Genomic DNA, 24,604 nt, shown 5'->3' on the forward strand with positions numbered 1-24,604 from the left:
GGTCGCGAGCGACGGAAGCGTTCCGCGACAACGATTACGACGTCACGGTACTCGCTTGTAGCCTCAGAAGGCCGACCACGACCAGGGACGGGTGATCTCGCCGCGCAAACAGGCCACCCGATGCCGAGCCTCGTCCGCTGCCTTCTCGTTGACATTGGCCTTGCCCAGGACGAAAGCCGTCCAGCGGAGCTCCCTGATTGTCGCCAGCGTCCGGTAGCCGGACCAGATCGTCATGTCGTAGCCGCCGTATGCAGACACGAAGGCCTGGTAATCGGAGTGCGCGATCCGTGAGAAGTCGGTGTAGTCGACCGCCAGCGAGATCAGGTCCCATTCACGGGGCCCGATCCCTAGATGATCGAGGTCCAACAACACGGGGCCGCCTCGATCGGGGACGATGACGTTGCCCTGCCACGCATCGCCGTGGATGACGCGCTGAGGCAGTCCTGGTGCCAGTGCGATGTACTCGCCGCGCAGCCGTTCCAGGAGATCGCGGAGCCACGTTCGGTCGTCGCCTGGCAGTGCGGTTCCGCGGTCGATCGAATCGGCCAAGCCGTCGAATGGATCCACCACGGGAAGCCGAGGCGAATCCGGCACCGCCAGGCTGTGCAGCTGGGCGAGCACTCTTCCCAGTTCGGAGGGCGTGGCGCACCGGTGCTCGGGAAGTTCCGTCCACCAGGTGACGGGGCGGTCACCGACCACTGTGGGCTGGTCCATGCCGGAGAGGGCTCGTACGACCGGGATACCGGCATCGCTCAACCATCGCGATGCTCCGATCTGGCGCTCGGCAACTGCGCGAGACCCTGGAGGCCCAACGCGGGCAACCACACCACCGGGAACCCGGTAGATGACGTTCGTGCCGTCCCGGATCAATTTGGCTTCCGTCGTTGACAGACCTGCTCTCAACCCTGCCACGCTCAGTACGTCACGGGCATCTCCTGCGTACGGCATGACGGTACCGGCGTCTACATCAGACATCGCTCGTGGCCGATGTCAGAAGGTGCGAGAGATCGGCGACCTCTGGTATCGACAGGTGCCGTTCAGTTGCGCGCGCCAGCTTGTGCAGTTCCTCGTCCATGCGGCGCGAGTGCAGCACGGTTGCGTCGACGACCGCCTGGTGTCCTATTTGGAAGCCTTCCCTCGGGTCTCCGATGGTCATGTGCAAGGTAGCCAGCCGTGTGCGGGAGAACGCCCGAGAGCGCGGGTAGGCATCGCTGTGCAAGCGGATCGCTGTTGCGAGGCGTTCAGCAGCCTCTCCAGGCTGTTTCTGAGCCACCGCAAGCGGAGCCAGTGCACGCGCGCTGCTGCCCGCGTGTTCGGCCTCGTCGTAATACGTGAGCCAGGGCGGGTCAGTCGCCGCGTGGCGCTCGGCAAAGTGCATGTCCGCGCGGTCCACTTCGGCTCGTGCCTCGTCGTGACGGCCCAGAATGGCCAGCAACCGGGCCCTGATGATGCCGATCATGGCCCTCGCTGTGGCGGTCAGCCGGTCGGCCCGGACCTGAGCGAACTCGATCAACGACAGCGCTTCGTCCAGGTTGCCCACGTAGATCGCTTGACGAGCCATGTCCGCCAACGTCGCGGCGCGGAGTTCCCACGAGCCGCCTTGCTCGGCACACCACAGGCCGAAACGGAAGCAGCGCGCTGCGGCTTCGTGATCACCGACGTCGAAGGCCGAGAACGCAACTACGTCGGCCAGGTTTCCGACCGCCTCGAACATCGCCGACCGGACTACGTCGGTGGTCTTCGTGTCCAGCAAGCGACAGGCCCATCGCAGGTGTGCGACTCCTGCGTCGCTGGCCATACCGCCGCCGTACAGGTTCTCGCTGGCCCCCAGCGTGCCCGTCATCCACTTCACCTGCTCGACCTCGTTACGACCGATACGTCGAGGAGGCTGCACGTCCAAGGTCAACGGTCGGAGAAACTCGGCTGGGCTCGTGCCCACATCGACACGCGCGGTCGCGTCGTATGCCTCCATCACCAGGGAACCAGACGCCTGCGCTGGCGGATTGGTTTTTTCCGCGGTTGGTGTCGAAGGCACTTGGGCCGTGCTCTGTATTGGGTGGCTCGGCACGCCTTGAACAGGCCGATGCCCGAGCAAGGTGTCCAATTCGTCGAGCGAGACGTCTAGCGCTTTCGCGATCTTGCGCCTGCGCGACGGCATGGGGGTCAGGGCACCCCGCTCCCACCTGCCCACTGTGGAGAACTCCACACCGACGGCAGCCGCGAGTCCTTCCTGGGTGAACCCCATCGCCTCGCGACGTGCCACGAACGCTTCACGCCTGCTGCCCACGTCCCCCAACCCCGCTCACTCGGTCGACGCACTTTCAGTGTTGGAACACGATCACCCTGTGAATCAAGGTGTTCCAGTGGCGCGTCGGCTAGATGTCTCGTTCGATGCGCTCGAAGATGTCGGCGTCCGTTGCCTTCTGCCAGTCGGGGAGCTCGTCCCAGTCGGCGACGTAGGACGGTTTCGGTTCGGGGAAGTGCTTGAAGATCTGGCCGATCCAGCACAGGGCGACGAACCTGCTCTTCTGATCGCGGCTGAGTTTGGTCGCGGCGCCGTCGGTCGCCTTGAGGAAGGTGAAGACCTGGTCATACACGGCGGTCGCGGCTTCGCGTTCCCATGCCGGGGTGTCGGCCCACGGGGTGATGTAGCCCGGCTTGGGCTCTCCGGGGAAGTGTTCGGTGACGCCGGCGATCCACGCTTCGCGGAACACGCGGCCTCGTTCGTCGTGCACTTGTTCTCCTTCGTCAGGCGGCGTGATTGCCGACCATGGTGGCGATCTCGGCGTCGAGCCGTTGGATCTGCTCGTGGTGGAGCATTGAGGCCAGTTGGGGTTGCAGGCCGCGGAGCTTGCGCACGACCACACCGGACGCGGTGTGGCGGGCAGTCGCCAGTGCGGCCTCAGCGTATGCGGCAACTTGGTCGGGGTCGCGTCGGTGCACACCGACCATCGCGAGGTCCGTCAGCACCGCTGCTTTCCGCCGGACGGTCAGCTCGCCGGCCAAGGCGTCGGTCAAAGCCGTCTCGGCGAGCTCAGGACGGCCGAGCGTCACGTAACAAGTGCCGCGTTCCTCGGCGAGCCGGGAGCCGTCGAACCGCAGCCATCCGCCGTTGTGCACCTGGCCCTGCAACTGCTGGACCTCGCCCGCGGTTTCGAGGGCGTGCCGGCAGGAATCGAACTGCCCGAGACCGGCGAACGTCTCGGCCTGCACGGCTGCCACCCAATGACGGGTCGAAAGCGTCGAGTCACCCCGACGGGCAAGGCCGGCAGCCAGATCGAGCATCGGCGCGGCGTCCTTGAACTGGCGCTCGTAGACGGCGATGAACGCGTGCCGAGTCAGGGCACACGCCCAGAGGTCGAACGCGCTTGCCTCCTTGGCTGCCGTCGCGGCTAGGGTGTAGCTGTGGGCGGCGTCGGTATACCGGTCGCTGTCGAACGAGATCTCCCCGGCGAGTTGGAAGAGGTCGGCCGCGAGTCCGCACAGTCGCTGCCGGATGGCAGGCATCTGCGGTCGGCGCAAGCCTTCGGACAGGACGTCCAGCTGACTTCGGACCAAGGGCAGTACCTGGCTCTTGGTTGAGGCAAGGGCGTACACACGCCACAAGTGGCTGTTGATCTGCTCGAACTCTGCGACGGCCGTGACATCCAGTCCACCAGGTCGACCAACCGAACCAAGTCGCTCCGGGTCGATGACCGTTTCGAGTGCGGGCAATGCGAGCAACGTGCCGGTCATGCTGAACAGGCGCAGCAGGTCGCGACGGTTCATGTCGTCTGTCTCCGCAGGGGCCGACTGGACAGGGATGGCGGTGCGGGGAGCGAGGTGTGCTCCAGCGTGATCGTCAACGTCCTTGGTCGCGGCAGTGGCGGCGATCGAGGGCGGAGCGCTGTTCTGCCTTGAGGGTGCGAGCAAGGTACCGAGTTCTTCAAGTGTGAGGCCGAGCGCCTTCGCGATGCGTGGCCTCCGGTACGGCTGGGGCGTGAGGTCACCACGTTCCCATCGGCCCACGGTGGAGAACTCCACACCGACGACAGCAGCGAGCGTCTCCTGGGTGAACCCCATCAGCTCACGCCGAGCCGCGAACTTCTCCCGCCGGTCACCCATGAACGCCACCTCACCCCATCGGTCACTGCCACGATAGCCGGCCACCGGTCAAGTCCCATCACCTGCTCGGCGAGCAGTACCCGTTCGGGCTATGACCTCAAAGAGGACGTTTTTGCAGGTCAGAGACTCGACGCCTCTTTGCCGCCTCATTCTCGCCCTCTACGCGCCCTGGTCGAGGTCGATCACCATGAATGGTGTGAGACTCGCTGTCGCCGACGCGTGGCATTCCGACACGCAGCAGCGACTGCCAGCACCTGAACTGCGCCCATCACTGTCCGTAGCAAAAAAACAGCGCGAGAGGTCGTCTTCGTCAACTGCGCAGTCCGGTAACGGCGTGCGGATCTGCCTACCCGAATGGTTGACGTGCACCTCCTGGATCGGCTTGAAACGAGCAGGTAGGTATACGCGTCGCCCGGTCAACGTCCCGTCCGCGTTCCATTACCGCTCTGGTGTGGTTGCGGTGACCATCGTTGACTGAACCCGGTCCTGGGGCCCGCCCCGGTAGTCCAGCCGACGTCCACTGTGGACCGGAAGCGGTAGTCCGTTCCCACCGGAAAGGAGCCCATGAACCACGACGTCGCCTCAGCCCTCGGTCCACTCCTCACGGCATACGGCCTTGTCGGACGTGGTGATCACATCCTCGTTGTCCGCGACCGGCAGGGCTCGTCGTACCAACTGCCGGGTACCGTCGTACGCCCCGGCGAAACCGTGGATGACGCTCTGCGCCGGGCGCTCGGTGAACACATCGACACCGGCATCGATCACCTGGACTTCTGCGCCGTCGTAGAGCATCGCGTGCAGACCCACCCGGACGGCCAGTCGGTCTACGAAGTGACGCTGCTCTTCGACGTGACTCTGTCCGAGCCTGTTTCAGTTACCGCCCCCGAACGGGAACTGCGCTGGGTCGACGATGCCGACCTCGGCATCGTCGACCTGCGGCCCGCAGCGATCGCAAACCTACTGCGAACCGGTGCCTTCGCCGAAAGCAACGCTTGGTGGCCGTCGCCAGCATGACACCCGCATCTGTCCCAAGCATTGACATGCGGCATAACCGCTGCAAGCACTGAACCCCGATCCACAAACGACCGACCGGGTCCGCACACCCGGCCGGACATGTGCGGCCGGTGCGGGCGCACCCCTCCTGCCTCGCACCGGCCGCATCCACCACAAATCTCACGAGGGATGTCGATGCAGACCGACGAGAAGACCGAGAAGGACACCGGCACGCCGAGGTTGAGCACCGCTCACAGCCGTGAACTCGGCGAAGAACTGCGGCGGATCCGGCACCGGGCGGCGATGTCGTCGGGATCGGTCGCTGAAGCTTTGGGTTGGTCGCTCGGCAAGCTTTCCAAACTGGAGACCGGCACCAGGGGCACCAGCCCGTGGGAGATCGGCACTCTGATCGGCAAACTCGGCGCGGACAAACCCACCCGGGACCGGATCCTGATCATCTCCAGTGAACTCGACACCGGCAGCTTCCTCCGGCCGCACAACGGTATCCCGGACACGTTGGTCGCCTTGACCCTGCACGAACAGGCGGCGCGAACGATCACCGCCTACGAACCTCTTGCCATCCCGGCCCTGGCCCAGACCGAAGACTACGCATACGCCCTCACCGGTGACCGCGACCTCGCCAAGGCCCGAGTCATCCGACGGGAGATCCAGCGCCGCCGCGCTGCGGGTGCCGACACGGTTCTCTATACGCACGAGGCAGCGTTGCGCATGATGACCGGAGGACCGGAGGTCATGCGCGACCAATTGTTGCACTTGACCTTGATGTGCGGGTGGCCGCACATCACCCCGCGTGTCATCCCGATGACGGCACAGCCTCACGCCGCCCTCCAGAGCTCCGCCGCGCTGCTCACCTTCGCCGCTCCCACCAAACCTCTGGCCTACACCGAAACCGACGCTGCGACCGTGTTCCACGACCACCCGAGCGCGGTGGCCCGCTACCAGGCCAAGATGCGCCACCTCGCCGCATTGGCCCTGTCCGCTGCCAAATCCCACGACGTGATCGCGCGCTGGGCCGATTCCTACGACCGGAAGTCACGCTGATGCCACCCTTGCGCCCGTTTCGCTGGCTGCCATACGACCGCCAGCGGCATGCCGTCAACGCGGAGGCCCGGGACAACGAGACGACCACCACCCTCTGCGGCGAGAAACTGACCATCCCCGCCGCTCCAGCCACGAGCGAAGAATGGCGCTGGCCCACCTGCTCCGCTTGCGACGCCGCATGGCGGGCCGTCGAGGGGATCCCGCCCTTCCCCCGCCGACCGATGACCACATCGCGCCTGGCGAGCACGGCCGGAACCCGACACAAAGCACATGCCTCGATGCGCGGCAACGTCGCGGTGAAGCACCGCAGCCGCACCTCCGTCGAGGCGCCTATGTCGGAAGTATGACGATGCGTTACCGGGTCAAACTCCGGACGGGAGTGTTCAGCTTGCTGTGCCGCGCCAAATTCCGCTCGGAGTATGCGCTCGCTAAGGCAATGGGCGTGAACCGCTCCACCGTAGGTCGGGTCCTCGCTGGTGAGCTGCAACTCGGCTCGGCATTCATTGCCGGTGCCCTCACCGCGTTTACCCCTGTCACCTTTGAAGACCTCTTCGAAGTAGTCAACACGTCGGAAGCGATCCCGGCCACGCTTCCACCAGACCATCGCCCGTCCTGACAGTGACCAGAAGTCCTTCAGGGGATTGCTTGGCCGTTGGCCAACGGCCAAGCTTGGGACACATGGATCACCGCGAACTGCGGTTCAAGCTGCCCGCTGATCTACCGAACCACGTCTACGCCACCGTCGCCCACGCCATGTTCTCGGTGCTGGATGTGGCTGGGATCGCGGACGTCTGCTCGGTGTTGATCGATGACGGTGCCTCGGACGCGGACCTGAACAAGGCGTTCGATCGCCACAGCGAGTCCTACCCGTGGGGTGCATCCTGAATCGTCGGTGTTGCCTGTGTCGACGAGACCACCTCTGCCACGATCACGCACCGTGGCTGCAAGAGTCACGGCCCGCTGAGCTGCTCCCTCAGTCGCTGGGAGTCGGTAGAGCGGGTTGTTCGTCGGGGGTGAGGGGTGGTTCGGTGCGGGCTGGTTGGCGTGGTCCGAGGAGGATGCCCAGGATGACGGACGGTGCGAGTAGTCGGCTGGGCGGTTCGGAGAGGGTGTAGACGTCAAGTTGCGCCGCAGCGACGGCGCGGCTGCCGGTGGCAGCCCAGGCGAGTCGGTCAAGGAAGCGTTGTTGCAGACGGGCCAGTGCGCCGGGACTGGGACCGACGGTGGTGGGGTAGCGGAGGTCTTGGCGGGTGGCCATATCCCATGCGACGTCGGCGGTGTGGACGATGTCGCGTTGGATGCGGCCGGTGTCATCGTGCGGCCCGTGACGGCGTAGGCCAGTGTCGAGCGCGAGGGCGCTCCGGGCGGCGATGGCCATGCCGTGGCCGTAGATGGGGTTGAAGGTGCAGGCGGCGTCGCCGAGGACAACAAAACCCTGGGGCCAGGTGGCGAGGTCGAAGTGGCGGCGTCGATTGCCTGGGATGCGGAAGCCGCGGGGCGGGGTGAGAGGTGTTGCGGTGTCGATGAGATCCGCGATGACGGGGTGGCGCAGGCTTCGGGCATAGCCGGCGAAGCCTGTTTCGTCGGTGGGAGGTTGGTGGTCGCGGGTACCGACGAGGGTGACGATCCACTGTCTGTTCTCGATGGGGACCAGCACTCCGGCTTTGACGTAGTCGGTGCGGGTCGGATCGGACATGATGTTGATTTCGGGGAAGTCGTCTCCGGCCGTGGGCGGTGCCTGGTAGATGCGGCTGCTGTAGAAGACCTGCGGGTCGATGTGTTGTTCGGCAGGTGCGGGCAGGCCCAGGTCAGTGAGCCAGGTGCCGGCGTCGGAGCCCTGGCCTGTTGCGTCGACGACGAAGTCGGCTTCGATGTGGCTGGTTCGGCCGGTCTGCCGGTCACGGACCTGGACCCCAGCGACGCGATGGCCGTCACCGAGCAGTCCGACGGCGTCGGTGGCCTGCCGGACGGTGATGCGGTGCTCGGCGAGCACACGGCGACGGATCACCCAGTCCAACAACGGACGACTGCAACCGATGACGAACTGCATCTCCTCGAAGCGTCCCAACCAACCCCGCGACATCAGGACGAGCAGTCGGTTCGGCGTGCCGATGTACTGGGCGCCGCGGTCGAGTAACGCCTGGGTGGTGCCGGGCAAGAGTTGATCGAGCGCGCGGGCACCGCCGGAGACCAGGACATGGGTGTGCCGCGCCTGAGGTGTGCCCTTGCGGTCAGTGGGGCCATCGGGCAGACGGTCGCGCTCGACGATGGTGACCGAGTCGGTGTGACGGGCCAGCACGGAGGCGGCGAGCGTGCCGGCCAGTCCACCGCCCAGGACGACAGCTCGTGTGCGATGTCCGGTGGGCAAAGAAGTGTCCTTTCCGGAGGGTGACCGCACGCCGGCGGCACGATCGGTGGGGTTAGCCGGTGCGACCGGTGTCGTCGAGAACCACGTTGCTCAAGGGATTGTCGAAGGCTCGGGCGATGAGGATCAGTCGTTGGCGTTCACCGGCGAAGGCGAGACCCGCGTCGGCCGCTGTGTCGAGATGGTCGGCACCGACGGTGACCTTCGTCCTGCTGCCCTGGGCTCGGGCTCGCAGTGCGGCCTTGAGCTGCGCGGCTTCCACCAACGCAAGGGTTTCCTGTTCACCCAACCGTGCCTGGTTCGCGTGCGCGCGGGCGGCTGTCGCCACTTCGGGATCACGGTAGGCAGGTAGCTGGTGCAGCCAGTCATTGATCTCGATGACGCGCCAGAACAGACGGGAACGCGGGCTTATCCGGTTGGCCAGCGACGAGGGGTCGTGCACCATCTCCGGCTCGACGCAGCGCAGCGCCCGCCACAGCACCGCCAGCCTGCGGTAGTCGCGGAGATCGCTGGTGAAGTGGGTGATCCGGTCCCACATCAATGTCAGGCCCGGCCCCCAGGCGGCGATGCAGTTGCCGACGATCACGAACGGCACGCCGAGAATCGCGACCGCGGGCGCGACCTGACTGCTCCAGACGTCCAGTTCTGCACCGAACCAGCTGCCGATGACGGCGACGAGGGTGATGCTGCCGTAGGCGACCGGGAACAGGATGCCGATCGCGGTGATGCGCAGTCCGCGACGCAGCCAGGAACGATCGCCGGTGCGGGGGTCGAGGGACCACCGCCAGCACAGGCGGACCACGTTGGCCAGGCCGACCACGTAGGCCAGGAAATGCAGGATCAGCAGCGGCGCGAGGTACGGCGCGGTGGCGTAGGCGGCAGCGAAGTCGTGATGGTGTTCCTCGGGGCGCTGTCCGAGGGCGAACAAGATGACGATCGCGGCCACGACCGCGCTGTAGGTCAGCACGAGCCATCGCGAAGTCCGCCACGCTCGCGCGGGCGGGTGCGACCAGTAGACGAGCATGACCTGGATCGAGCACACGAACCCCAGCGCGAAGGCGAAGCCCAGGAGCACGGACAGGCTGTTGACGCCGGTCACCCGGTCCAGGGCGATGCCGACGGTGGGAGCGCCAAGCAGTACCGACGGCGCGGCGAACACGCAGGACAGGCACACCGTGCGGATCGTGGCCTTGCGTTCGGCAGGGGCGTGGCGCAGGGCACGGTACTTGTACAGGCCCAGTAGTGCGATCCCGACCGCCGCAGGAAGGAAGATCAGGTCAGCCACTGTGGCCTCGCGGTGGCGTGTAGCCCAGGGTGTACCAGGCGCGGACGGCCGGATCGTCGCGGCCGGGTTCGAACGGTCGGGCGTCCTGCCGGCGAGTCCAGTCGATCAAGCCTTGGGTGAGCGCGCCGGCGACCTGGTCGGCCTCGCGTTCCTCCGCACGGGACAGGGTGGTGCGGCCGGCGATCATGCGCAGCATGGTCGGGGACAGGTTCGGGTAGAACAGGGCGCGGGCTTCGTCGGCGTCGAGTTGCATCGGCCGATGGCCGCAGAGCATGTGGCCGATCTCGTGCAGCAGGATCAGCAGTCGGTGCACCCAGCTGCGGGCGGTGGTCACGACGATGACGTGGACGTCGTCGTCGGTGACGGCCCACAGACCGCTGAGCCCGGCCCCGAGGTCGTCGAAGCGCAGCCGGATCTCCCGCTGCATCCGTTGCGCCATGACCTCGCACAACCGGACGCACACCGTCTCGGTCGTCGCCGACGGTGCGAGATCCATGTCGCTGATCAGCTCGTCGCGCAAGGCCCGCAGTTGCCGCGTTTTCATCGCGTCACCACCGCCACCTCCGGGTGTCCTCGTGCGGCGCCACAGCGCGTACACGGGCATCAGTCGGCCGCTTCATCATCGATCACCTCGGGTCCGGCGTCGTCGAGAACCGGTGGCTCATGGTCGGGCCGTTCCAGGAGGCGCCGCACTTCCTCGTGCTCGACCTCGGGCCGCAACGCGCGGACCAACGCCAGCAACGCCTTGGTGCGTACCTCCGGCGACGGCGATGTCGCGGTGGCCCTCAGAATGACCTCGTTGACCCCCAGGCTGTCCATCACCCGATGGGTCTCCAACTGCTCCTCGACCTGCGCGGCCAGCTCCTCGTCGAAGAAGTACGCGGGCTCCGCGCCGAAGGCCATCGCGAGCGCCACCACGTGCTTGAGCTTGGGGTTGGAGTTCTTGCCGCTGCGCAGGTCGCGGATGGTGTTAGGCGCGATCGTCCAGCCTGTGTCGCCCGACTCCTCCCCACGCTGGCGCACCGTCGCGGCGACGGCTTCAGGCGTCATCTCACCCTGACCCGGTGGGTGCACCAGGGAGAACAGGCGGTTCAGCTTGACCGCGAACGGCCGCCCCGGCAGATCCGCCGTCCGGCCCCGCCGGCCTCCGACGAAGAACGCGGGATGCACGTCCAACGCCTCGGCCACGGCCAGGACCGTTGCCAACGTGGGCTCGCGCAGCCCTTTGCGCAACTGTGCGACGTAACTGTGGGTGACGCCGATGGCCTGACCGAGCTCCACGTTCGAGTACGGGCGGCTCGTGGCGGACCGCGGCATCGCGCACAGGCGGTCCAGGACCGCAGCGAACGACGGCCATGCCGTGTCGTTCATAACGCCTACCTCCATCCGGTGCTTGTACCGGATTGAAGCAGTTCGCCCGATCGGGTTCATACCGGTTGATGAACTGCTCCTACCAGCCTAGAGTCGCCGGTACTCGCCTTCAACCGCCCTGAAGAGTGATACAGCGACTTCAGCGTTCGAGTACAAGCAGTTCGGGGGCATCGCGATGACGACAGCACCGACACCGGCCACCTCATGGCCCTCTCCACCACCGCCTCGACGGTGTGGAACCTGCGGACAGCCCGAGGGAAGCTGGGCAAAGGACCGGTTGACCGGCCTCCTGGACCGCTGGGGCTGGGACCTCCACGCCCCGCACGTCATGGATCACGCCCGGCGCCACCACCAGTCGGCCGCCCTGCTCATCGTGGACCTCGACCACTTCAAGCACATCAACGACGACATCGGCCACCCAGCCGGCGACGCCGTCCTACGCGCGACCGCACACGTGCTGCGAACCGCCGTCAGGGAAGCCGACCTCGTCGGGCGATTCGGCGGCGACGAGTTCATCGTCCTGCTCCCCGGCGCCGACATCGACCAAGCCCTCGCCGTCGCGCGACGGATCAGCACAGGCGTCTCGGCCATCCGCCTCGATGCCAAGACCGCTCCCGGCACGACGGCCGCCCTCCACAACCTGACCGCGTCCATCGGCATCGCCGTCGACCAGCCGAGCAGCGACAACCCGGAGACCCTGCTGCTCGACGCCGACACCGCCCTACGGGACGCCAAACGCGCCGGCCGCGCCACCATCCGGACAGCGGGCCAGCCCGTTGATCCCGACCACCACGACACGTTCCGTCTCACCCCCACCACGCCGCCGCAAGCCGACGCCCCGGACGGACAACCGTCATCCGCAGCGGTCGTAGCAGCGCAGGAGCCGTCCTACTGGCAGGGCCTGTACGAAGTGATCCACTTGCTCAAAGGCGAATGGGTACCGGCCATCCTCGCCGCACTCGCCGACGGCCCCCGACACTTCACCGAAATCCTCTCCACCATCCACGACACCACCCTCGGACAACCAGACTCCGACCGCTGGCTGCACGACAGCATCCTCGGCAGAACCCTCCGCCGCATGGAAGACAAGAACCTCGTCACCCGACACGAGGAACCCGCCCGATTCCCGAAGTCCACCGTCTACGAACTCACCCCGCGGGCCGCGACACTGCTGTCAGCACTCGCCCCCGCAGTCCACCGGCTCGCCGCCGAAACCGGCCCGTCGCCAGTTCCGCAACAGGCCTGCGAGACGCACCGCCGTCCGGGAACACCCCTGCGAGCGGCGGGATGATCAGTGCCATTGCTCGGCGTGGATGGCGCGATGTCGGTGCCCGTCGACCCTCAGACGCCCAGCAGCGTTCGCGCGTGTCTTTCGAGCGGTTCGGCGAGGTCGGCGAACTCTCCGCCGCCGATGCGACGCGACAGCCGGGCGATGGTGTAGAGCTGCGCGAACCGACCCGCGTCCGTGTCGAGGATGTCGGCGTAAACGTCGTGTACTCGCTGCGCGATCGTGGGCGTCAGGAGGCTGTAGCACAGCAGGGTCGCCGCGTCGGTGCCCGCGGGTCCGCGTCCCCACCATTCCCAGTCGAGCAGGCCGAACCGTGGACGCAGCAGGTTCGCCCAGTGGACATCGCCGTGGACGGTCTCCCATTCGGGCACGGTGGGGTCGACGGCGTCGCCGAAGCGTTGCACGATCCGATCGGTGATCTTGTCCTGGCTGCTGTTGACGCGCGCGGTCGGTGTCGCCGCGACAGTGTCGGTGGTGCGGCGCAGCTCGGCCCACCACTCGTCGGGCAGTTCGACCGCGGTGCGCAGTGCGTCGGTGGATGAGCAAGGTTGGCCAGGCATGCGGGTCATGAGTTCGGCGCGTTGCTGTCGCCATTCCTCCCACTCGACCACGTCCAGGACGCGCGGTTTGGCGAGGTCGGCGAGGACGTTCGCGTCGAGGTTGCCCGTCCAGAAGTCTCCGGCGATCCACTGCTTGTCCTCGGACACGACGCGCAGCCAGTACTCGGTGTCCCCCTTGCGGACGGGGGTGCTGATCGACCGGTCGAGCCAGCCGAGCAGCGGGTCCCCGGTGACGACCACACCGAAGTATTCGGCAGCGCGGTCGAGGTTGTCGCGCATCCACTGCCGGAACCGGGCGTCGGCTTCGCTGGTGTCGACCGGCACGTCGGCCCCTTTCACTCTTCGGTGACGTACCGCAGGTAGGCGGCCGGGTTGTTCATGTACCGGCGCCAGTGGTCGACCAGCGCGAGGTCTTCCCACTTCGTCCGCCGGAACCCGTGCTCGCCCACTTCGATGATGTCGGCGCCCGGCGTGGCGGCCAGGACCGGCGAGTGCGTAGCGCAGATCACCTGCGCACCCGATTCACCGAGGTCGTGCAGGAGGTTGACCAGCCGTAGGCAGGACGTGAACGACAGCGCCGCCTCGGGCTCGTCCATGAGGTAGAAGCCGGGTTCACGGAACATGGTCGACAGCACGGTGAGGAAACCCTCGCCGTGGCTCATCTCGCTGGTGTCCTCGTCCCAGTAGCCGCGCATCCCGCTGACGGCGTCCATGAACCCGAACGCCGTCTCGGCCCGCAGGAAGTATCCCCGGCGCTTGGTCCGCGGCCCGCTCTTCTGCCGGGCGCCCGCGGCCGTGGTCTCCCAGCGGAGCAGGTCACCCAGCACCGTTCTCGGCCGGTCGTTGACGTACTTGGACCCGCCCGCCCACCGCGCGCGTCCAGCCCCCACGCCTCGGCGAACGCCTCGACCAGGGTCGACTTCCCCGACCCGTTCTCCCCCACCAGGAAGGTGACCGACCGCTCGAAGACCATGCCGTCCTCGACCAGCTGCGCCACGCACGGCACGGTCAGCGGCCACGGTCTCGACTCAGGCGCCCCAAGTAGGTCGTCGGGTATGTACGCGCGGCGGGCAAGCATCGGCTGGGTCCTTGATCAGTATTCGGTCGGGACGCACTTCCCTTAGGCGTGCAGTTCCACGCCAAGTCGCACATGGTCAGCACACCGTGTGACACGGATCTTCACTCAATTTACTGGGTTCGGCACGGTCAATGTCATCGACATGGTGCTCTACTTACAGTATCTCGGCGAGAAGCGAAATCCGCACGTTCCCCACCGGCATGCGATCACGTGTAGTACGTCAGCTTGTGAAGTACCTCTTCTGGGACCTGGAACCTGCGCGGTCGGCACGTGCTTCGAGGTACAGTTGGCCGGCTCGGCCGCGAACGTCTTCCTGGTGGACAGCGGGAACTTCTCTGCCTACGAGCGCGGAAAGAAGTACCGGTACTACGGCGGCTTCTACGACTACACGCCGCTGACGCTGGAGGTGCCGAACGGCACCCGTTGGTACCTCGTGGTCGACAGCTACAACGACGACATCACCGTGGACTTCGAGGAATTCGACTGATCATGAGAGCTGGCAGGCGGCGAAGTCTTCATCTGCGCCGAATTCCACGCTGAGCCGCTTTGTGCTGCCTCGCCCCGGTGAATCCGGCGCGAGGCAGCACGTCGTCCGGCCGGTGCTACACCTCAGGCTCCGACGCTGACAGCCAGGCGTGAGACTCGGGGAGCAACCGATCCGCGTTGGCGGCCAGTGTTTTTGCCCTGGCACGGACCGAGGACCGGAGCAGCCAGCGCACCCGCTCACGATCCAATTGCTCATCGGAGTGCGTGATCCACGGAACCGGCTCGGCACCCGCTGCGAGGGAGATCATCCGGACGATGTCGGCCTGGCTGTGAAGCCGCTCCGGCTGGTCCTCGTCGGCCTCGTACAGGATCGCGTAGTCGCGGGCGGGTCCGGGCGAGCCCAAGGCCCTGAGGGTGGTCCACAGGTGCATCACCTGCGCGACCTGTTCCTCTGTCAGCCCGGCGGCTTTGATCACGGCTACGACTTGTTCCGGCTTGGTCGGCAGCCTTCCGCGGCGCAGCAGGGAGTAGAGCTGACTGCGGGGGACGCCCGCTTCGGCGGCCAACCTCGGAACACTCGCGCCCGACCGTGCCTGGATTTTGCGCAACAGCTCGATGAACTCGCTCTCGGTCCGCGCGCACACCTCCTCGGGCGCGAGGGTGAGGGGAGAGCTCCGGAGCGTGCTCGCCCGGCGCGGTCGCACCCCTGCCGGCGGGCTCGATCGTGGTGCCGAGGCAGCCGAGGACTCCGACCGCCCCGGCCGCGACCCGGCTCGCTCGGCCGGGGCGGTCCGCGGCGTGCTGGCCTGCCGAGGTGCCGGGTTCTCCGTCGCGGTCTGCGACGGGGCCCGTTGATCGACCACGTCGCGCAGATGCCGCCAGGCCGCATCCCACCCGGCCCGCACATGCCTGCGCTGGTCGATGGTGCTGTCGAGGGTGAACAGCTGCGCCGCGTACGTCGACCACGGCAGCAGCACGCGCTGGTCGAATGCCCGCATGAGTTCTGGCGGCAGCATGGCTTGATTCAAGGAGAAGACACGGCCGACCTGCTGGTGAAACGCGTGCAGCAGGTCGGGTCCACCCTTGGAGTGCGCTGCCGGCGCCAAAGGCCTCACGCTCGGCCGACCAACGCCTCGACGGCCCGCCGGGACCGCCTTCCTACGGTGCCCGGATCGATCCGGGCGGCGGCCGCGATCACAATCGCCACGCCACCGAGCATCTGCAACACCGTCATCGGCGCGAACCCGCCGATCAGCGCCCAGCCGGTGAACAGCACCGCGATCAGCACAAGCACCACATCGAATCCGCCGACAGCCGTCCGCGTAGTCCGGCACCCGGTGCGGGGCACGCAGCCGTCGGCGGGGGAACAGAAATCCTGCATGAGGGAATCTCTTCTCGGGTATGACCGGATCGCCGCCGACACCGAAGTCGGCGGCGATCCGGTTATCTGGCTCAGCCCGGGACTACGGGGTAGTTCCGGCAGTGCGATCCCGGAAGCGGCAGCGCCAACTGCGACTACCGGGATGTGCGGCACGCGAAGACGAGCACCCGCGGACCGCGCCGTTCCCGCCTGTCCCTGCGGAGCAGAGACGACGGATAACGGATCCGGCAACACTATCGGATGGCTCCGCGCGAACCCGTGTTCCCGCTCACCGGAGGCGTCTTGATCAGGGCCGATGGCTTGTCGTCCAAAATCGTCCACCAGGCAAAGTGACCCAGGTCACATCGATGGTGGGTAGAGGTTGCGGACCGCGGTTACAGTACACAGCGTCGAACAGACGGCCCCGAATGCAACGGGGCGGAACCTCTTGGGTGTTTGTCGCTGTGGCTCAGCCCGGGCATCAAGGGTTCTCCAGACGGCCTCCTGCGCCAACAGGGGGCCGTCGTCATTTACGGACTCGAGCACGGCATCGCGAAAAAGGGACGACCCGACCCGCCGGAGCTTCATTTCTGCTGCGGTCCATTCCAACACCTGCGCGATGCCGGACCTCTGCTCACGTGCGGGAGACCACCGCGTCCGGGTACCGCAGGCCCTCAGAGTGATCGACGACCAGACGGCCGAGCGGCCGTCAGCGGGCGCGGGTCGTCGGAGCGGCACGGTGGCCGTGCCCCAGGTCGAGCCAGTCCAGGAACTCTGCGAACGTGCCGATCTGGCGGACGCAATCGTGCAGGGGGTGTCACGGTGGTTCTTCGGCGGCGTCGAGGCTCGCCTGTACCTCGGCCATGATGTTCCGTGCGGCGGCGATCTCTGCTGGATGGGGGCGTGAGCTCAGCGCTTCCAGGTTCGTTGCGACTTGCTCCGCATTGGTGAATCCGACAAGCACGGCTGCGTTGGGTGACCGGTCGAGGCAAGCCCACAGGGCCACGCGGATCAAGTCCTCAGTCCGCGGGCCGACGATGGCCCGTAGGCGGTCGAGGCCTGCGTTGATGGTGGCGACGGCGTCGGGCCGGAACCAACGCTTTCGAAGCCTGTGGTCGCCGGCTCCGAAGGCGCGCTGAACATCTGCGGAGTAGGTGCCGGTGAGCAGTCCTTGCCCGAGTGGCTTGCTGATGAGTACGCCGACGTTGTATTCGTCGGCGAACGAGAACACGCCTTCGGACCGGTTGGACGGTGTCAGAAGGTTGTCTCGCACCGCCAGCACGTCGGGTTCGATCTTGTCGAACAGTGCCCGGAACCGTGCGATCTTGTCGCCGCGCTGGTCAGGCGGTGTCGTGAGGCGGTCGAGTGCGAAGCGATGCGGGCCGCGCATGCCGATGGCTTTGATGAGGCCTTGCTCGCGGAAGGTGCGCATGGCGTCGACCGAGGGATGCAGCCAACGATCGTCAGCGCCGAAGTCCGGGTGGTGGAAGGCGTAGATGTCGAGGTGATCGGTTTGCAGGTTGTCGAGGGACTGTTCGAGTTGTCGGCGCATGTGGCGAGGTTCGAAGCCGTGTTCCGCGGTGCCCGCGAAGTAGCCGACCTTGGACGCGAGCACGATCTCGTTGCGCGGGACCTGGGTGACGAGTCGTCCGAGGAGCCGTTCGGACCTGCCGTGGCCGTAGACGTCGGCGGTGTCGTAGAGGCGTGCGCCGTGCTGCCAGGCCGTTTCCAGTCCGGCGATGGATTGCCCTTCGTCAGCCCCGGTGGACCACCCCATCGGCATGCCGAGGTTGTCGTCGGGGCCGCCGATGGCCCAGCAACCGATTCCTACGGCGGGAACGGTGATGCCGGTGGCACCGAGCCGGCGGAGCGGGATCGACGGGCGGCTGCTGTCGTCGGCAGCGTGGAGTGAGGTCATGCCGGCCTGCTCTGGTCGAGGATGACAGCGAGTTCGTCTTGGACGAACTCGTAGAGTTCGCCGGGCCGTGCACAGACGAAGACCGGCACTGCGGCGCCGCGGGCGCGCGAGTGACTGTAGAGGCCTACCACAGCGATGTCGTCGAACCGGTAGAAGCTGAAGACACGATCACCCGGGCGGTAGTACACCTCGATCCGAGCTCCGTCGGGCCGTCGGAGGGTCTCATAGGCGTTGCGGGTAGCGGTGATGCGCGCACGCAGTTCATCGCGGGTGGTGTCGAACCGGTCGGCCAGGACGGCGACGGTGAGTTCGTCGTCCGGGTCGGCCAGGACGACGCGGACGCAACTGTCGGGCCTGGCGGCGACCTGGGCGAGTTCGCGAGCGTGCAGATTGCTCCAAGTTTGACCGTAGGCCACGACGACGTCGAGTTCGGTGACGTCGGCGAATAGGTCTTTCCATTCCAGTTCGCTGAGGTAGGTAGCGCCGACCCTGAGAAGGCCCGCAGCTGCGAAGTCGCTGGTGAGGCGCTGCTGGAGCTGCGTGCGCGGTGTGGTGGGGCTGCTCGTTCTGTCGGCGAGCCGGGTCCAGGCGATTTCCCAGCGGCGATCGCTCGCGGGAACGCCGAAGGCGCGGACGAGGCCGATTACGAGTGCCTTGCGAGGTAGGCGCCGACCCGCGAGGGCGTCTTGGACGGTGCTGCGAGGAAGGGGGATCTTGTTGCGCTCGCCCCACTGCTGGAGGGTCCGGTAGGAGGGGTTACCTGCGCGGAGGCGGACTGTACGCAGGCATCTGGCGAAGTCGGCGATCGTCGTCGCGTCAAGTGGATCTATATCGTCTTTGGGTGATGTCATCGTGATCGCGAGGCAGTGATCCCTGGGCGGACCGGTAGGTGTCCCATACTGTCCGAGACAGTACGCGCCTCGGCGGGGTCGGACGTGTATTGGCGCAGCTGACAGGTTTGTGGTCGGTAGGACAGTCCGACTATGTCCGGTGTCCTTGCCGGACAGGGCCTCCTGCCGGTGTGCTGGGCGTCCACGGCACATCCTGGCGGGGAGCACAGCATGCATGCGCTGCAAGGCACCAGCACGTCAACGCCCCTGGGTCGGCACACGACATCTCTTTTTCATGGTCGTCTCATCGAGGCGATTCGTGCTACATCGTTGGACGGTGTCGAGGACCACGTGCAGGCCGCGTTGTCGGAGATCGCCGAGACGGACCTGCCCAGGCTCGGCCGGTTGGTGGCGGACGCGGTGCCAGGCCGGTTCAGTCTCACGGGGGCTTTGGATCGCCGACTGCTGTTCGCCGAGCGTTCGGCCGTGTTGGGCGGGTGGGTGGTGGCTGACCTGTCGGGGCAGCCGCATGACACTCGTGAGTGGCCGCTGTGGGTGTCTGGCCGAGTGGAGCTCGCTGAGCCGGATCGTTGGCTGTCTGTTGGCAAGTTGTCCGACGACGCGGCCGACCGGTTGGCGCGTCCGCGCGTTCTGCTGGCGTCGCTGTATCACCCGGAGTGGTTTCCGTTGCCACGCTTCCCGTTGGCGATTTCCGATCTGGCGCGGGCGGCGCGGCTGACCTTGATGGGTCAGGTGCAGCTGATCGACATGCAACTGGGCGCTTCGCTGGATGACATCACCGACTGGATCCACGATCGCCAACCGGACATCGTGGGCATCTCGGCGACGTTCGGCCAGCATGACCTGATGAGCACGCTGCTCGATCGAGTGGACCGCATGCGTGTTCCGCCGCTGGTGCTCGCCGGTGGCAGTTTGACCGTGCGCAACGAGGCGTTGCTGCTGGAGCGGTACCCGCGCTTGCTCGTCGCCCGTGGAGCCGGTGAACCGACGATCGCCGATTCGATGGCGTATTTCCACGGCGACCGGGAGCTCACGGGCATCCGCGGTATCGGATACCGCAGCGCGCCTCGTCGCGGACCTGTTTCGCTCGAGCGTCGGGCACGGCACACCGCGGTGGTGTCGAATCGTGTGCAGAGCGACTTCTTGCCCGAGCTCGATCTGCTGGACGCTACCTTCGCGGCCAACGGCGTAGCCCAGCTGGAGACCTCCCGGGGATGCACCAGTCGCTGCTCCTTCTGCCCTCGTGGGCACAAGGGCTCCTGGTCGGGTGGCACCACCGATGGGCTGCCCTGGATGCTCGCCGAGATGGGGAAGGTCGCCGAGCGGCATCCGGCGATCTCGCGCACGCTGTACGCGGTCGACGAGGAGTTCATCGGACGCGGGGACGACGCTGTCGCCCGGGCGCTCCACGTCGCGAGCACCATCAGCAACGCCGGGTTCACCTGGGAGTCGTCATGCCGGATCGACCAGGTCGTCCGTCCGGACCATGATCGGGCCTGGCACGTCGAGCGCGCGTCGATGTGGCGCAGCCTCCTCGGCGCCGGTCTGCGCAGGATGCTGTTCGGCGTCGAATCGGGCGTGACCTCGGTCCTTGAGCGGTTCGCCAAGGACACCACGACTGAGCAGAACGCCCTGGCCATCCGCACCCTGTCCGCCCTGGGAGTGCCGACGCGGTTCACCTACATCACGTTCGACCACTTGATGAGCCCCGACGAATTGGTCGCGACCCACGCCTTCCAGGCCCGGACCGATCTGCTCCTGCGTCCGCTGCCCATGCTTACGGTCGAACAGATCGTCGACGGCGTTACCGACCCGGACTTCGTGGCCGAGTACGCGACGGGACGACCGTTCTACACCGAGATCTCGTACATGCTGGTCTCGATGGAGTGCCTGATCGGCGCCCCGTACACCCGGGCGGTGCAGGCCCGAGGACTCGCCGGGCCCGCGGATCCCACCATGGGGCGGGTCGAGGCACGGTTCGCGGACTGGCGGATCGGTGTCTGCTCCCGCCGCGCGCAGATGTGGGTGGACCGCCACTTCGCGCTCGACTACACCCTCAAGAGCCTGGGGAAGATCCTGGACGGCGCGCCTCGCCATCGCGTCCGGGACGCGCGTGCCGTGCTCAAAGACGGTTCGTTCCGGGTTCTCGCCGGGACGCTCGACCTTCTCGGCAACTACGGTCTGGACACACCTGCTCCTGGCCTGGACACCGAGGTGCTCGCACTGTTGGACACGGCGTGCGGCGAGCTGGCCGCGGCGTTGTCGCGTGCGATCGACCAGGTCATGCCGACCCTGCCGCCGTCCAACCGGCGTCTACTGGATCGCGAGTTCACCCGATGGTGTGCCGCCGAAGGATGGCAGCTCATCAACGTGAACGACCCATGCGGGACCTGACCTTCGTCATGGCCACGATCGCCGTTAAGGGTGACGCCGAGGCCGGCGTGTTGCCCTGCCCAACCGTCGTCACCACAATCGGTGGTCGTGCCCTCCCCAGGTCACGGCCGCTACCGGGAGGAGCCGCGAGCGTGCCTGGCCGATTCATCGCGTTGGAGGGGACTGACGGAGTCGGCAAGACCTCCCTGGCGCGCCACCTCGCCGACATCAGCTACGACACCGCCGTCGCCCGGCTCACCCAGCCCCCGGCGCCCCTCCGCGCCGAAGTCGGCTCGGGCGCACTGGTATTCGTCCCCCGTAGGCAGATCTCCACGACCTCGACCTACGCCGCCACGTTGATGGAGCACCTGTCCACCATGCTGTGGCACAGCGGCGACGCCCCGGATCTCTCCGACGCGTTCTGGGTGTCGTTGCAGGCGGCCTGGTTCACCGCGCACGCCGAGACCGTCGTCGGACCGTTGCTCGATGCCGGGTTCGACGTGATCGTCGATGGCTGGCTCTACAAGTTCTTCGCCAAGCTGTTGCTCCAGGGCTTCACCGAGGCCGACCTGGCCGTGATCTACAAGCGCGTGCGTATGCCCGACGCGGTCCTGCTGATACGCGCCGACGTCGGCGCCGTCTACGACCGCCGTCGCGACTTCCGTCCCGCCGAGCTGGGGATGCACGCCGGGTACGGCGAACTCGATGACCTCGGCCGCGCCACCTTCGTCGACTACCAATCCCGAACCGCGCTCAATCTTCAGGTGTTCGCCGACCGGCACGGCTGGCACACCGCCCACCTGGACCCCGGCGAGCCCATCGCCGTCACCGCGGAGCGGCTCGCAGTGATCATCGCCGAGCTCCGCGCAGCGTGTGAGTCCGCACCGACGATGGGCGCGACGAGGAACGGGGAGGTCCCACGATGACCACGACCAGCGTGCTCGCCGCGCACGGCGGGACGAAAGCGCTCGACATCCCACGACCGCACTACCAGTGGCCCGCCGTCACCGCGGAGCTGGAGCAAGCCGTCCGAGCACAGCTGCACCGATCGCTGTCCGACCGTGACGCCTCCGGGGTGATCGGCGAGTTCGAGGCCGCATTCGCCCGGTTCGTCGGCGCACCGCACGCCGTGTCGTTCGCTTCGGGCACCTCGGCCATCCACGCCATGAGTCGCATCGCCGGACTACGCCCCGGCGACGCGGTCATCGCACCCGCCTACACGTTCTTCGCCACAGCCACACCGTTCGCCCATGACGGCATCGAAGTCCGCTTCGCCGACGCCGACCGCTACGGCAACGTCACCGCAGCAACCCTGGCCGAGAAGCTCACGCCAGCCGTCCGAGCGGTCATCCTGACGCACATGTGGGGCAACCCGTGTCCGATGGACGAGATCGTCCAGTTCTGCGGAACCCACAACCTGCTGCTGCTGGAGGACTGCTCCCACGCGCACTTCGCGTCATGGCGCGGCCGGCGGGTCGGCACGTTCGGCGACATGGCGGTGTTCTCCACCAACCAGAAAGCCATCACCACCGGTGAGGGCGGCGTCCTGGTCACCGCCGACGACCGCTACCGCGAGCTTGCGCTGCTGTTCGGGCACTACAACAAGCGCTGCCAGAAGGAAATCCACCCCGGCGCCGAGTACTACCCGTACGCCTTCACCGGTATGGGTCTCAAACACCGAATCACGACCCTCGGCGCCGCGATCGGCGTCCACCAACTCGACCACGCCCCAGACATCGAGACCCGGCGCCGCACGATCCTCACCAGGTATGCCAGCGGCTTGGCCGACAATCCGGTGATCACACCCGCGATCGTGCCCGAGACGGACGGGCAGCACGGCCTCTACGTGCTCGGGCTGCGATTCAACCCCGCGAATGCCTCGGTCTCCCGCGACGAGTTCGTGGCGCTGTGCCAAGCCGAAGGCGCCACCGAGGTCGACGCACCCGGCTCGACCCGCGACATCAGCACCGAGCCACTTTTCGCCCGCCGCGACCCGTTCGCACCATGGGTACCCCGCACGCCACCGGCCACCGAACTCCCGGGTGTGGCAGCATTCGCAGACACCTTCATCAAGATCCCGCTGTGGGGATACGCAGGCGACGCTCCGCTCGTGGACGGCTACCTCGACGTCCTCACCAAGGTCTCCACTGCGGTGGCCCGATGACCGCCGCATCCACCACCGAACAAGCCGGCGCGCACAGGCAACCCGCAACGCGACACCCCGTGCGGGTGAACACCGACGGCGACTTCGCACTCGACGATCTCCTCGCCCTGCCGGGTACCGAGTCGGCGCGGAAACTCAGCGCCGTCGACGCGATCTCGGCCGCGGTGTGGCGTCTCGACGCCGCCGACACCGCCGACCTCGTTGCCAACTCACGGACCGGGGCGGTTGCCGAGCCCGATATGCCGACCGGATACGACGCCGCTCTCCTGCACCGGATCGAAACCAGCCGGCTGTTCCGACCTCCGGTCCAGGACCACGTCGCCGCCCTGTCACCCGACCTCGGCGCGGCCTGGCTGGCACTCGCCGCCCACTGGATCGCCCTATCCCGAGCCTGCGGCGACCTGCGCTTCCTCAACGTGGCATGCAAACTCACCGGCGCGGTCTGGCTGCGCCACCGCATGGGCGGGGCTGGCAGCGCTTGGCAGGAACCCGGCCTGACCGGTCAGCTTGCAGCCCTCGGGCGTCTGCTGAACGAGGCCACCGAACAGCTGCGACGACGCCTGGCAGACCGCGTCCTTCTCACTGAGCACACCGTGTTCGCCGACGAAGCACTCCGCTCGGTCCGCGTCGAACATCCAGTCAAAGCGCGGATCGTTGTCCTGGCGGGTTCCGGGTCCCGTAGCGCCGGACGTCTTGCCACAGCAGCGACCGCCGCTGGGCTGCCGATCGAGACCGTGTGCTGGTACGCGCCCTCGTTCACCGAGCCGCCGGTTTCCTCCAACTACGCCAACGCGTGGTATCCGCCGTCAGAACCCGACCTCGAAGCGGCACCCAGCGTGCCGGACAGCGTCCCGGCTACCACCGCCCAATCCTGGGACCAGGTCGAATCGGCGATTCGAGCCGCCGACGCCGACGTCGTTCTCCTGGTCGGCATGCCGGTGGTTCCCGCCCGCGTGCTCGACGCCGCGACGTTGGGCGTGCTCAACGCCCACAACGGTGCGCTGCCCAGCCATCGCGGCATGGACGCCGTCGGCTGGGCACTCCTGCACGACCAACCCATCGTGTGCAGCCTGCACATAGCCCGTCCCGCAGTCGACGCAGGGGAAATCGTCGCGACCCAGCCCGTTCCGATCACTCCTGTAAGCACACTCGCGGCCAGGGTCAAGACCACTCAACTCCGCCTTCTGCTGGACGGAGCCACGCACGTCGCCACCACCGGCAGCCTGCCCGACCTGACCCCCCAACCCGCCACCGGCACCCAGTTCTATCGCCTGCATCCCCACCTCAAGCGACTACTGGACGCCTCGCCCTACGCCCACGACGACCCCCTCAGCGGACGGTGATCC

25 protein-coding genes are annotated in these 24,604 nt (G+C 67.0%); 11 read left to right on the top strand and 14 right to left on the bottom strand.

All coding sequences use genetic code 11. The features are described from left to right. Positions 1–63: 63 nt before the first annotated feature. From OQ02_RS24470 to OQ02_RS24485, 4 genes are all read right to left on the bottom strand, one after another. Positions 64–975 (bottom strand): phosphotransferase enzyme family protein, encoded by a 912-nt coding sequence (locus OQ02_RS24470; protein WP_331281549.1) that lies wholly within the window; start codon positions 973–975, stop codon positions 64–66. After that, positions 968–2,287 carry a helix-turn-helix domain-containing protein gene (locus OQ02_RS24475; protein WP_081915913.1) on the bottom strand — a complete coding sequence of 440 codons (1,320 nt, stop codon included), beginning with the start codon at positions 2,285–2,287 and terminating at the stop codon, positions 968–970. The genes OQ02_RS24470 and OQ02_RS24475 overlap by 8 nt, the downstream gene beginning before the upstream one ends. An 88-nt stretch (positions 2,288–2,375) precedes the next feature. Continuing rightward, positions 2,376–2,735, bottom strand: coding sequence for a hypothetical protein (locus OQ02_RS24480; protein ID WP_033440882.1), 360 nt, complete (start codon positions 2,733–2,735; stop codon positions 2,376–2,378). Positions 2,736–2,748: 13 nt separating this feature from the next. Further along, positions 2,749–4,104, bottom strand: coding sequence for a helix-turn-helix domain-containing protein (locus OQ02_RS24485; RefSeq protein ID WP_033440963.1), 1,356 nt, complete (start codon positions 4,102–4,104; stop codon positions 2,749–2,751). Between the two features lie 564 nt (positions 4,105–4,668). On the opposite strand from OQ02_RS24485, the gene OQ02_RS42670 reads away from it, so the two are divergent. The 5 genes from OQ02_RS42670 (at position 4,669) to OQ02_RS24505 (ending at position 7,044) form a co-directional block, all read left to right on the top strand. After that, positions 4,669–5,118, top strand: coding sequence for an NUDIX domain-containing protein (locus OQ02_RS42670; RefSeq protein ID WP_081915914.1), 450 nt, complete (start codon positions 4,669–4,671; stop codon positions 5,116–5,118). A gap of 174 nt (positions 5,119–5,292) precedes the next feature. Beyond that, entirely contained in the window at positions 5,293–6,159 is an 867-nt protein-coding gene (locus tag OQ02_RS24500) for a helix-turn-helix domain-containing protein (RefSeq protein WP_197043469.1), read from the top strand. Then, positions 6,159–6,506, top strand: a complete 348-nt coding sequence (locus tag OQ02_RS44045) for a zinc finger protein (RefSeq protein ID WP_156077276.1) — start codon at positions 6,159–6,161, stop codon at positions 6,504–6,506. Before OQ02_RS24500 ends, OQ02_RS44045 begins: the two co-directional genes overlap by 1 nt. After that, positions 6,503–6,775: a transcriptional regulator gene (locus OQ02_RS42680; protein WP_331281550.1), complete on the top strand. Its 273-nt coding sequence runs from the start codon at positions 6,503–6,505 to the stop codon at positions 6,773–6,775. Before OQ02_RS44045 ends, OQ02_RS42680 begins: the two co-directional genes overlap by 4 nt. 62 nt (positions 6,776–6,837) lie before the next feature. Further along, positions 6,838–7,044 carry a hypothetical protein gene (locus OQ02_RS24505; RefSeq protein WP_033440886.1) on the top strand — a complete coding sequence of 69 codons (207 nt, stop codon included), beginning with the start codon at positions 6,838–6,840 and terminating at the stop codon, positions 7,042–7,044. Between the two features lie 88 nt (positions 7,045–7,132). Here OQ02_RS24505 and OQ02_RS24510 read toward each other — a convergent pair whose 3' ends face one another. From OQ02_RS24510 to OQ02_RS41255, 4 genes are read right to left on the bottom strand one after another with little or no spacing between them, the layout of a single operon-like run. Beyond that, a complete protein-coding gene (locus OQ02_RS24510) occupies positions 7,133–8,527 on the bottom strand; it encodes an NAD(P)/FAD-dependent oxidoreductase (RefSeq protein ID WP_033440887.1) in 1,395 nt (464 codons plus the stop codon). A 52-nt stretch (positions 8,528–8,579) separates the two neighbouring features. Then, positions 8,580–9,809 carry an MAB_1171c family putative transporter gene (locus OQ02_RS24515; RefSeq protein ID WP_033440888.1) on the bottom strand — a complete coding sequence of 410 codons (1,230 nt, stop codon included), beginning with the start codon at positions 9,807–9,809 and terminating at the stop codon, positions 8,580–8,582. Next, the gene (locus OQ02_RS41250) at positions 9,802–10,353 is read right to left on the bottom strand and encodes an ImmA/IrrE family metallo-endopeptidase (protein WP_156077277.1); all 552 of its coding nucleotides are present in this window, start codon (positions 10,351–10,353) and stop codon (positions 9,802–9,804) included. Before OQ02_RS41250 ends, OQ02_RS24515 begins: the two co-directional genes overlap by 8 nt. A 59-nt stretch (positions 10,354–10,412) precedes the next feature. Then, a complete protein-coding gene (locus tag OQ02_RS41255; RefSeq protein ID WP_197043470.1) occupies positions 10,413–11,090 on the bottom strand; it encodes a helix-turn-helix domain-containing protein in 678 nt (225 codons plus the stop codon). A 367-nt stretch (positions 11,091–11,457) separates the two neighbouring features. Between OQ02_RS41255 and OQ02_RS41260 the strand changes: the two genes are divergently transcribed. Further along, positions 11,458–12,471: a diguanylate cyclase gene (locus OQ02_RS41260; protein WP_051772751.1), complete on the top strand. Its 1,014-nt coding sequence runs from the start codon at positions 11,458–11,460 to the stop codon at positions 12,469–12,471. Between the two features lie 50 nt (positions 12,472–12,521). Here OQ02_RS41260 and OQ02_RS24535 read toward each other — a convergent pair whose 3' ends face one another. Together OQ02_RS24535 and OQ02_RS40230 are read right to left on the bottom strand one after the other, a co-directional pair. Continuing rightward, a complete protein-coding gene (locus OQ02_RS24535; protein WP_051772772.1) occupies positions 12,522–13,307 on the bottom strand; it encodes an aminoglycoside phosphotransferase in 786 nt (261 codons plus the stop codon). A gap of 56 nt (positions 13,308–13,363) precedes the next feature. Beyond that, positions 13,364–13,918 carry an AAA family ATPase gene (locus OQ02_RS40230; RefSeq protein WP_231500207.1) on the bottom strand — a complete coding sequence of 185 codons (555 nt, stop codon included), beginning with the start codon at positions 13,916–13,918 and terminating at the stop codon, positions 13,364–13,366. A gap of 330 nt (positions 13,919–14,248) precedes the next feature. On the opposite strand from OQ02_RS40230, the gene OQ02_RS46755 reads away from it, so the two are divergent. Next, positions 14,249–14,593, top strand: a complete 345-nt coding sequence (locus OQ02_RS46755; protein ID WP_081915931.1) for a DUF1883 domain-containing protein — start codon at positions 14,249–14,251, stop codon at positions 14,591–14,593. A 115-nt stretch (positions 14,594–14,708) separates the two neighbouring features. Here the strand turns inward: OQ02_RS46755 and OQ02_RS24550 are convergent, their stop codons facing one another. From OQ02_RS24550 to OQ02_RS41265, 4 genes are all read right to left on the bottom strand, one after another. Further along, the gene (locus tag OQ02_RS24550; RefSeq protein WP_156077278.1) at positions 14,709–15,698 is read right to left on the bottom strand and encodes a hypothetical protein; all 990 of its coding nucleotides are present in this window, start codon (positions 15,696–15,698) and stop codon (positions 14,709–14,711) included. A 5-nt stretch (positions 15,699–15,703) separates the two neighbouring features. Further along, positions 15,704–15,889: a hypothetical protein gene (locus OQ02_RS24555; RefSeq protein WP_033440891.1), complete on the bottom strand. Its 186-nt coding sequence runs from the start codon at positions 15,887–15,889 to the stop codon at positions 15,704–15,706. Between the two features lie 880 nt (positions 15,890–16,769). Next, on the bottom strand, positions 16,770–17,870 hold the full coding sequence (locus tag OQ02_RS24560) for an aldo/keto reductase (RefSeq protein WP_081915918.1): 1,101 nt from the start codon (positions 17,868–17,870) through the stop codon (positions 16,770–16,772). Then, positions 17,867–18,721, bottom strand: a complete 855-nt coding sequence (locus tag OQ02_RS41265; protein WP_051772752.1) for a hypothetical protein — start codon at positions 18,719–18,721, stop codon at positions 17,867–17,869. The genes OQ02_RS24560 and OQ02_RS41265 overlap by 4 nt, the downstream gene beginning before the upstream one ends. 210 nt (positions 18,722–18,931) lie before the next feature. On the opposite strand from OQ02_RS41265, the gene OQ02_RS24570 reads away from it, so the two are divergent. Genes OQ02_RS24570 through OQ02_RS24585 form a run of 4 tightly spaced genes read left to right on the top strand, consistent with a single transcriptional unit; the run spans position 18,932 to position 24,601 of the window. Then, complete coding sequence (locus OQ02_RS24570; protein WP_156077279.1) at positions 18,932–21,115, top strand: B12-binding domain-containing radical SAM protein; 2,184 nt, start codon at positions 18,932–18,934, stop codon at positions 21,113–21,115. Continuing rightward, a complete protein-coding gene (locus OQ02_RS24575) occupies positions 21,103–22,020 on the top strand; it encodes a hypothetical protein (RefSeq protein ID WP_156077280.1) in 918 nt (305 codons plus the stop codon). Before OQ02_RS24570 ends, OQ02_RS24575 begins: the two co-directional genes overlap by 13 nt. Further along, positions 22,017–23,258, top strand: a complete 1,242-nt coding sequence (locus tag OQ02_RS24580; protein ID WP_033440893.1) for a DegT/DnrJ/EryC1/StrS family aminotransferase — start codon at positions 22,017–22,019, stop codon at positions 23,256–23,258. Before OQ02_RS24575 ends, OQ02_RS24580 begins: the two co-directional genes overlap by 4 nt. After that, positions 23,255–24,601, top strand: coding sequence for a formyltransferase family protein (locus OQ02_RS24585; protein WP_197043472.1), 1,347 nt, complete (start codon positions 23,255–23,257; stop codon positions 24,599–24,601). The genes OQ02_RS24580 and OQ02_RS24585 overlap by 4 nt, the downstream gene beginning before the upstream one ends. The last annotated feature ends 3 nt before the right edge of the window (positions 24,602–24,604 follow it).

The organism is Saccharothrix sp. NRRL B-16314 (assembly GCF_000716595.1).
Lineage (GTDB): Bacteria > Actinomycetota > Actinomycetes > Mycobacteriales > Pseudonocardiaceae > Actinosynnema.

Bases quoted from the DNA above. Each gene is read 5' to 3' on its own strand.
- OQ02_RS24470 (WP_331281549.1), bottom strand. From the start codon at position 975: ATGTCTGATGTAGACGCCGGTACCGTCATGCCGTACGCAGGAGATGCC.
- OQ02_RS44045 (WP_156077276.1), top strand. From the start codon at position 6,159: ATGCCACCCTTGCGCCCGTTTCGCTGGCTGCCATACGACCGCCAGCGG.
- OQ02_RS41250 (WP_156077277.1), bottom strand. From the start codon at position 10,353: ATGAAAACGCGGCAACTGCGGGCCTTGCGCGACGAGCTGATCAGCGAC.
- OQ02_RS24575 (WP_156077280.1), top strand. From the start codon at position 21,103: ATGCGGGACCTGACCTTCGTCATGGCCACGATCGCCGTTAAGGGTGAC.
- OQ02_RS41265 (WP_051772752.1), bottom strand. From the start codon at position 18,721: ATGACATCACCCAAAGACGATATAGATCCACTTGACGCGACGACGATC.
- OQ02_RS24585 (WP_197043472.1), top strand. From the start codon at position 23,255: ATGACCGCCGCATCCACCACCGAACAAGCCGGCGCGCACAGGCAACCC.
- OQ02_RS24500 (WP_197043469.1), top strand. From the start codon at position 5,293: ATGCAGACCGACGAGAAGACCGAGAAGGACACCGGCACGCCGAGGTTG.
- OQ02_RS42670 (WP_081915914.1), top strand. From the start codon at position 4,669: ATGAACCACGACGTCGCCTCAGCCCTCGGTCCACTCCTCACGGCATAC.
- OQ02_RS24570 (WP_156077279.1), top strand. From the start codon at position 18,932: ATGCATGCGCTGCAAGGCACCAGCACGTCAACGCCCCTGGGTCGGCAC.
- OQ02_RS24560 (WP_081915918.1), bottom strand. From the start codon at position 17,870: ATGACCTCACTCCACGCTGCCGACGACAGCAGCCGCCCGTCGATCCCG.
- OQ02_RS24535 (WP_051772772.1), bottom strand. From the start codon at position 13,307: ATGCGCGACAACCTCGACCGCGCTGCCGAATACTTCGGTGTGGTCGTC.
- OQ02_RS24580 (WP_033440893.1), top strand. From the start codon at position 22,017: ATGACCACGACCAGCGTGCTCGCCGCGCACGGCGGGACGAAAGCGCTC.
- OQ02_RS46755 (WP_081915931.1), top strand. From the start codon at position 14,249: ATGGTGCTCTACTTACAGTATCTCGGCGAGAAGCGAAATCCGCACGTT.
- OQ02_RS24505 (WP_033440886.1), top strand. From the start codon at position 6,838: ATGGATCACCGCGAACTGCGGTTCAAGCTGCCCGCTGATCTACCGAAC.
- OQ02_RS24485 (WP_033440963.1), bottom strand. From the start codon at position 4,104: ATGGGTGACCGGCGGGAGAAGTTCGCGGCTCGGCGTGAGCTGATGGGG.
- OQ02_RS42680 (WP_331281550.1), top strand. From the start codon at position 6,503: ATGACGATGCGTTACCGGGTCAAACTCCGGACGGGAGTGTTCAGCTTG.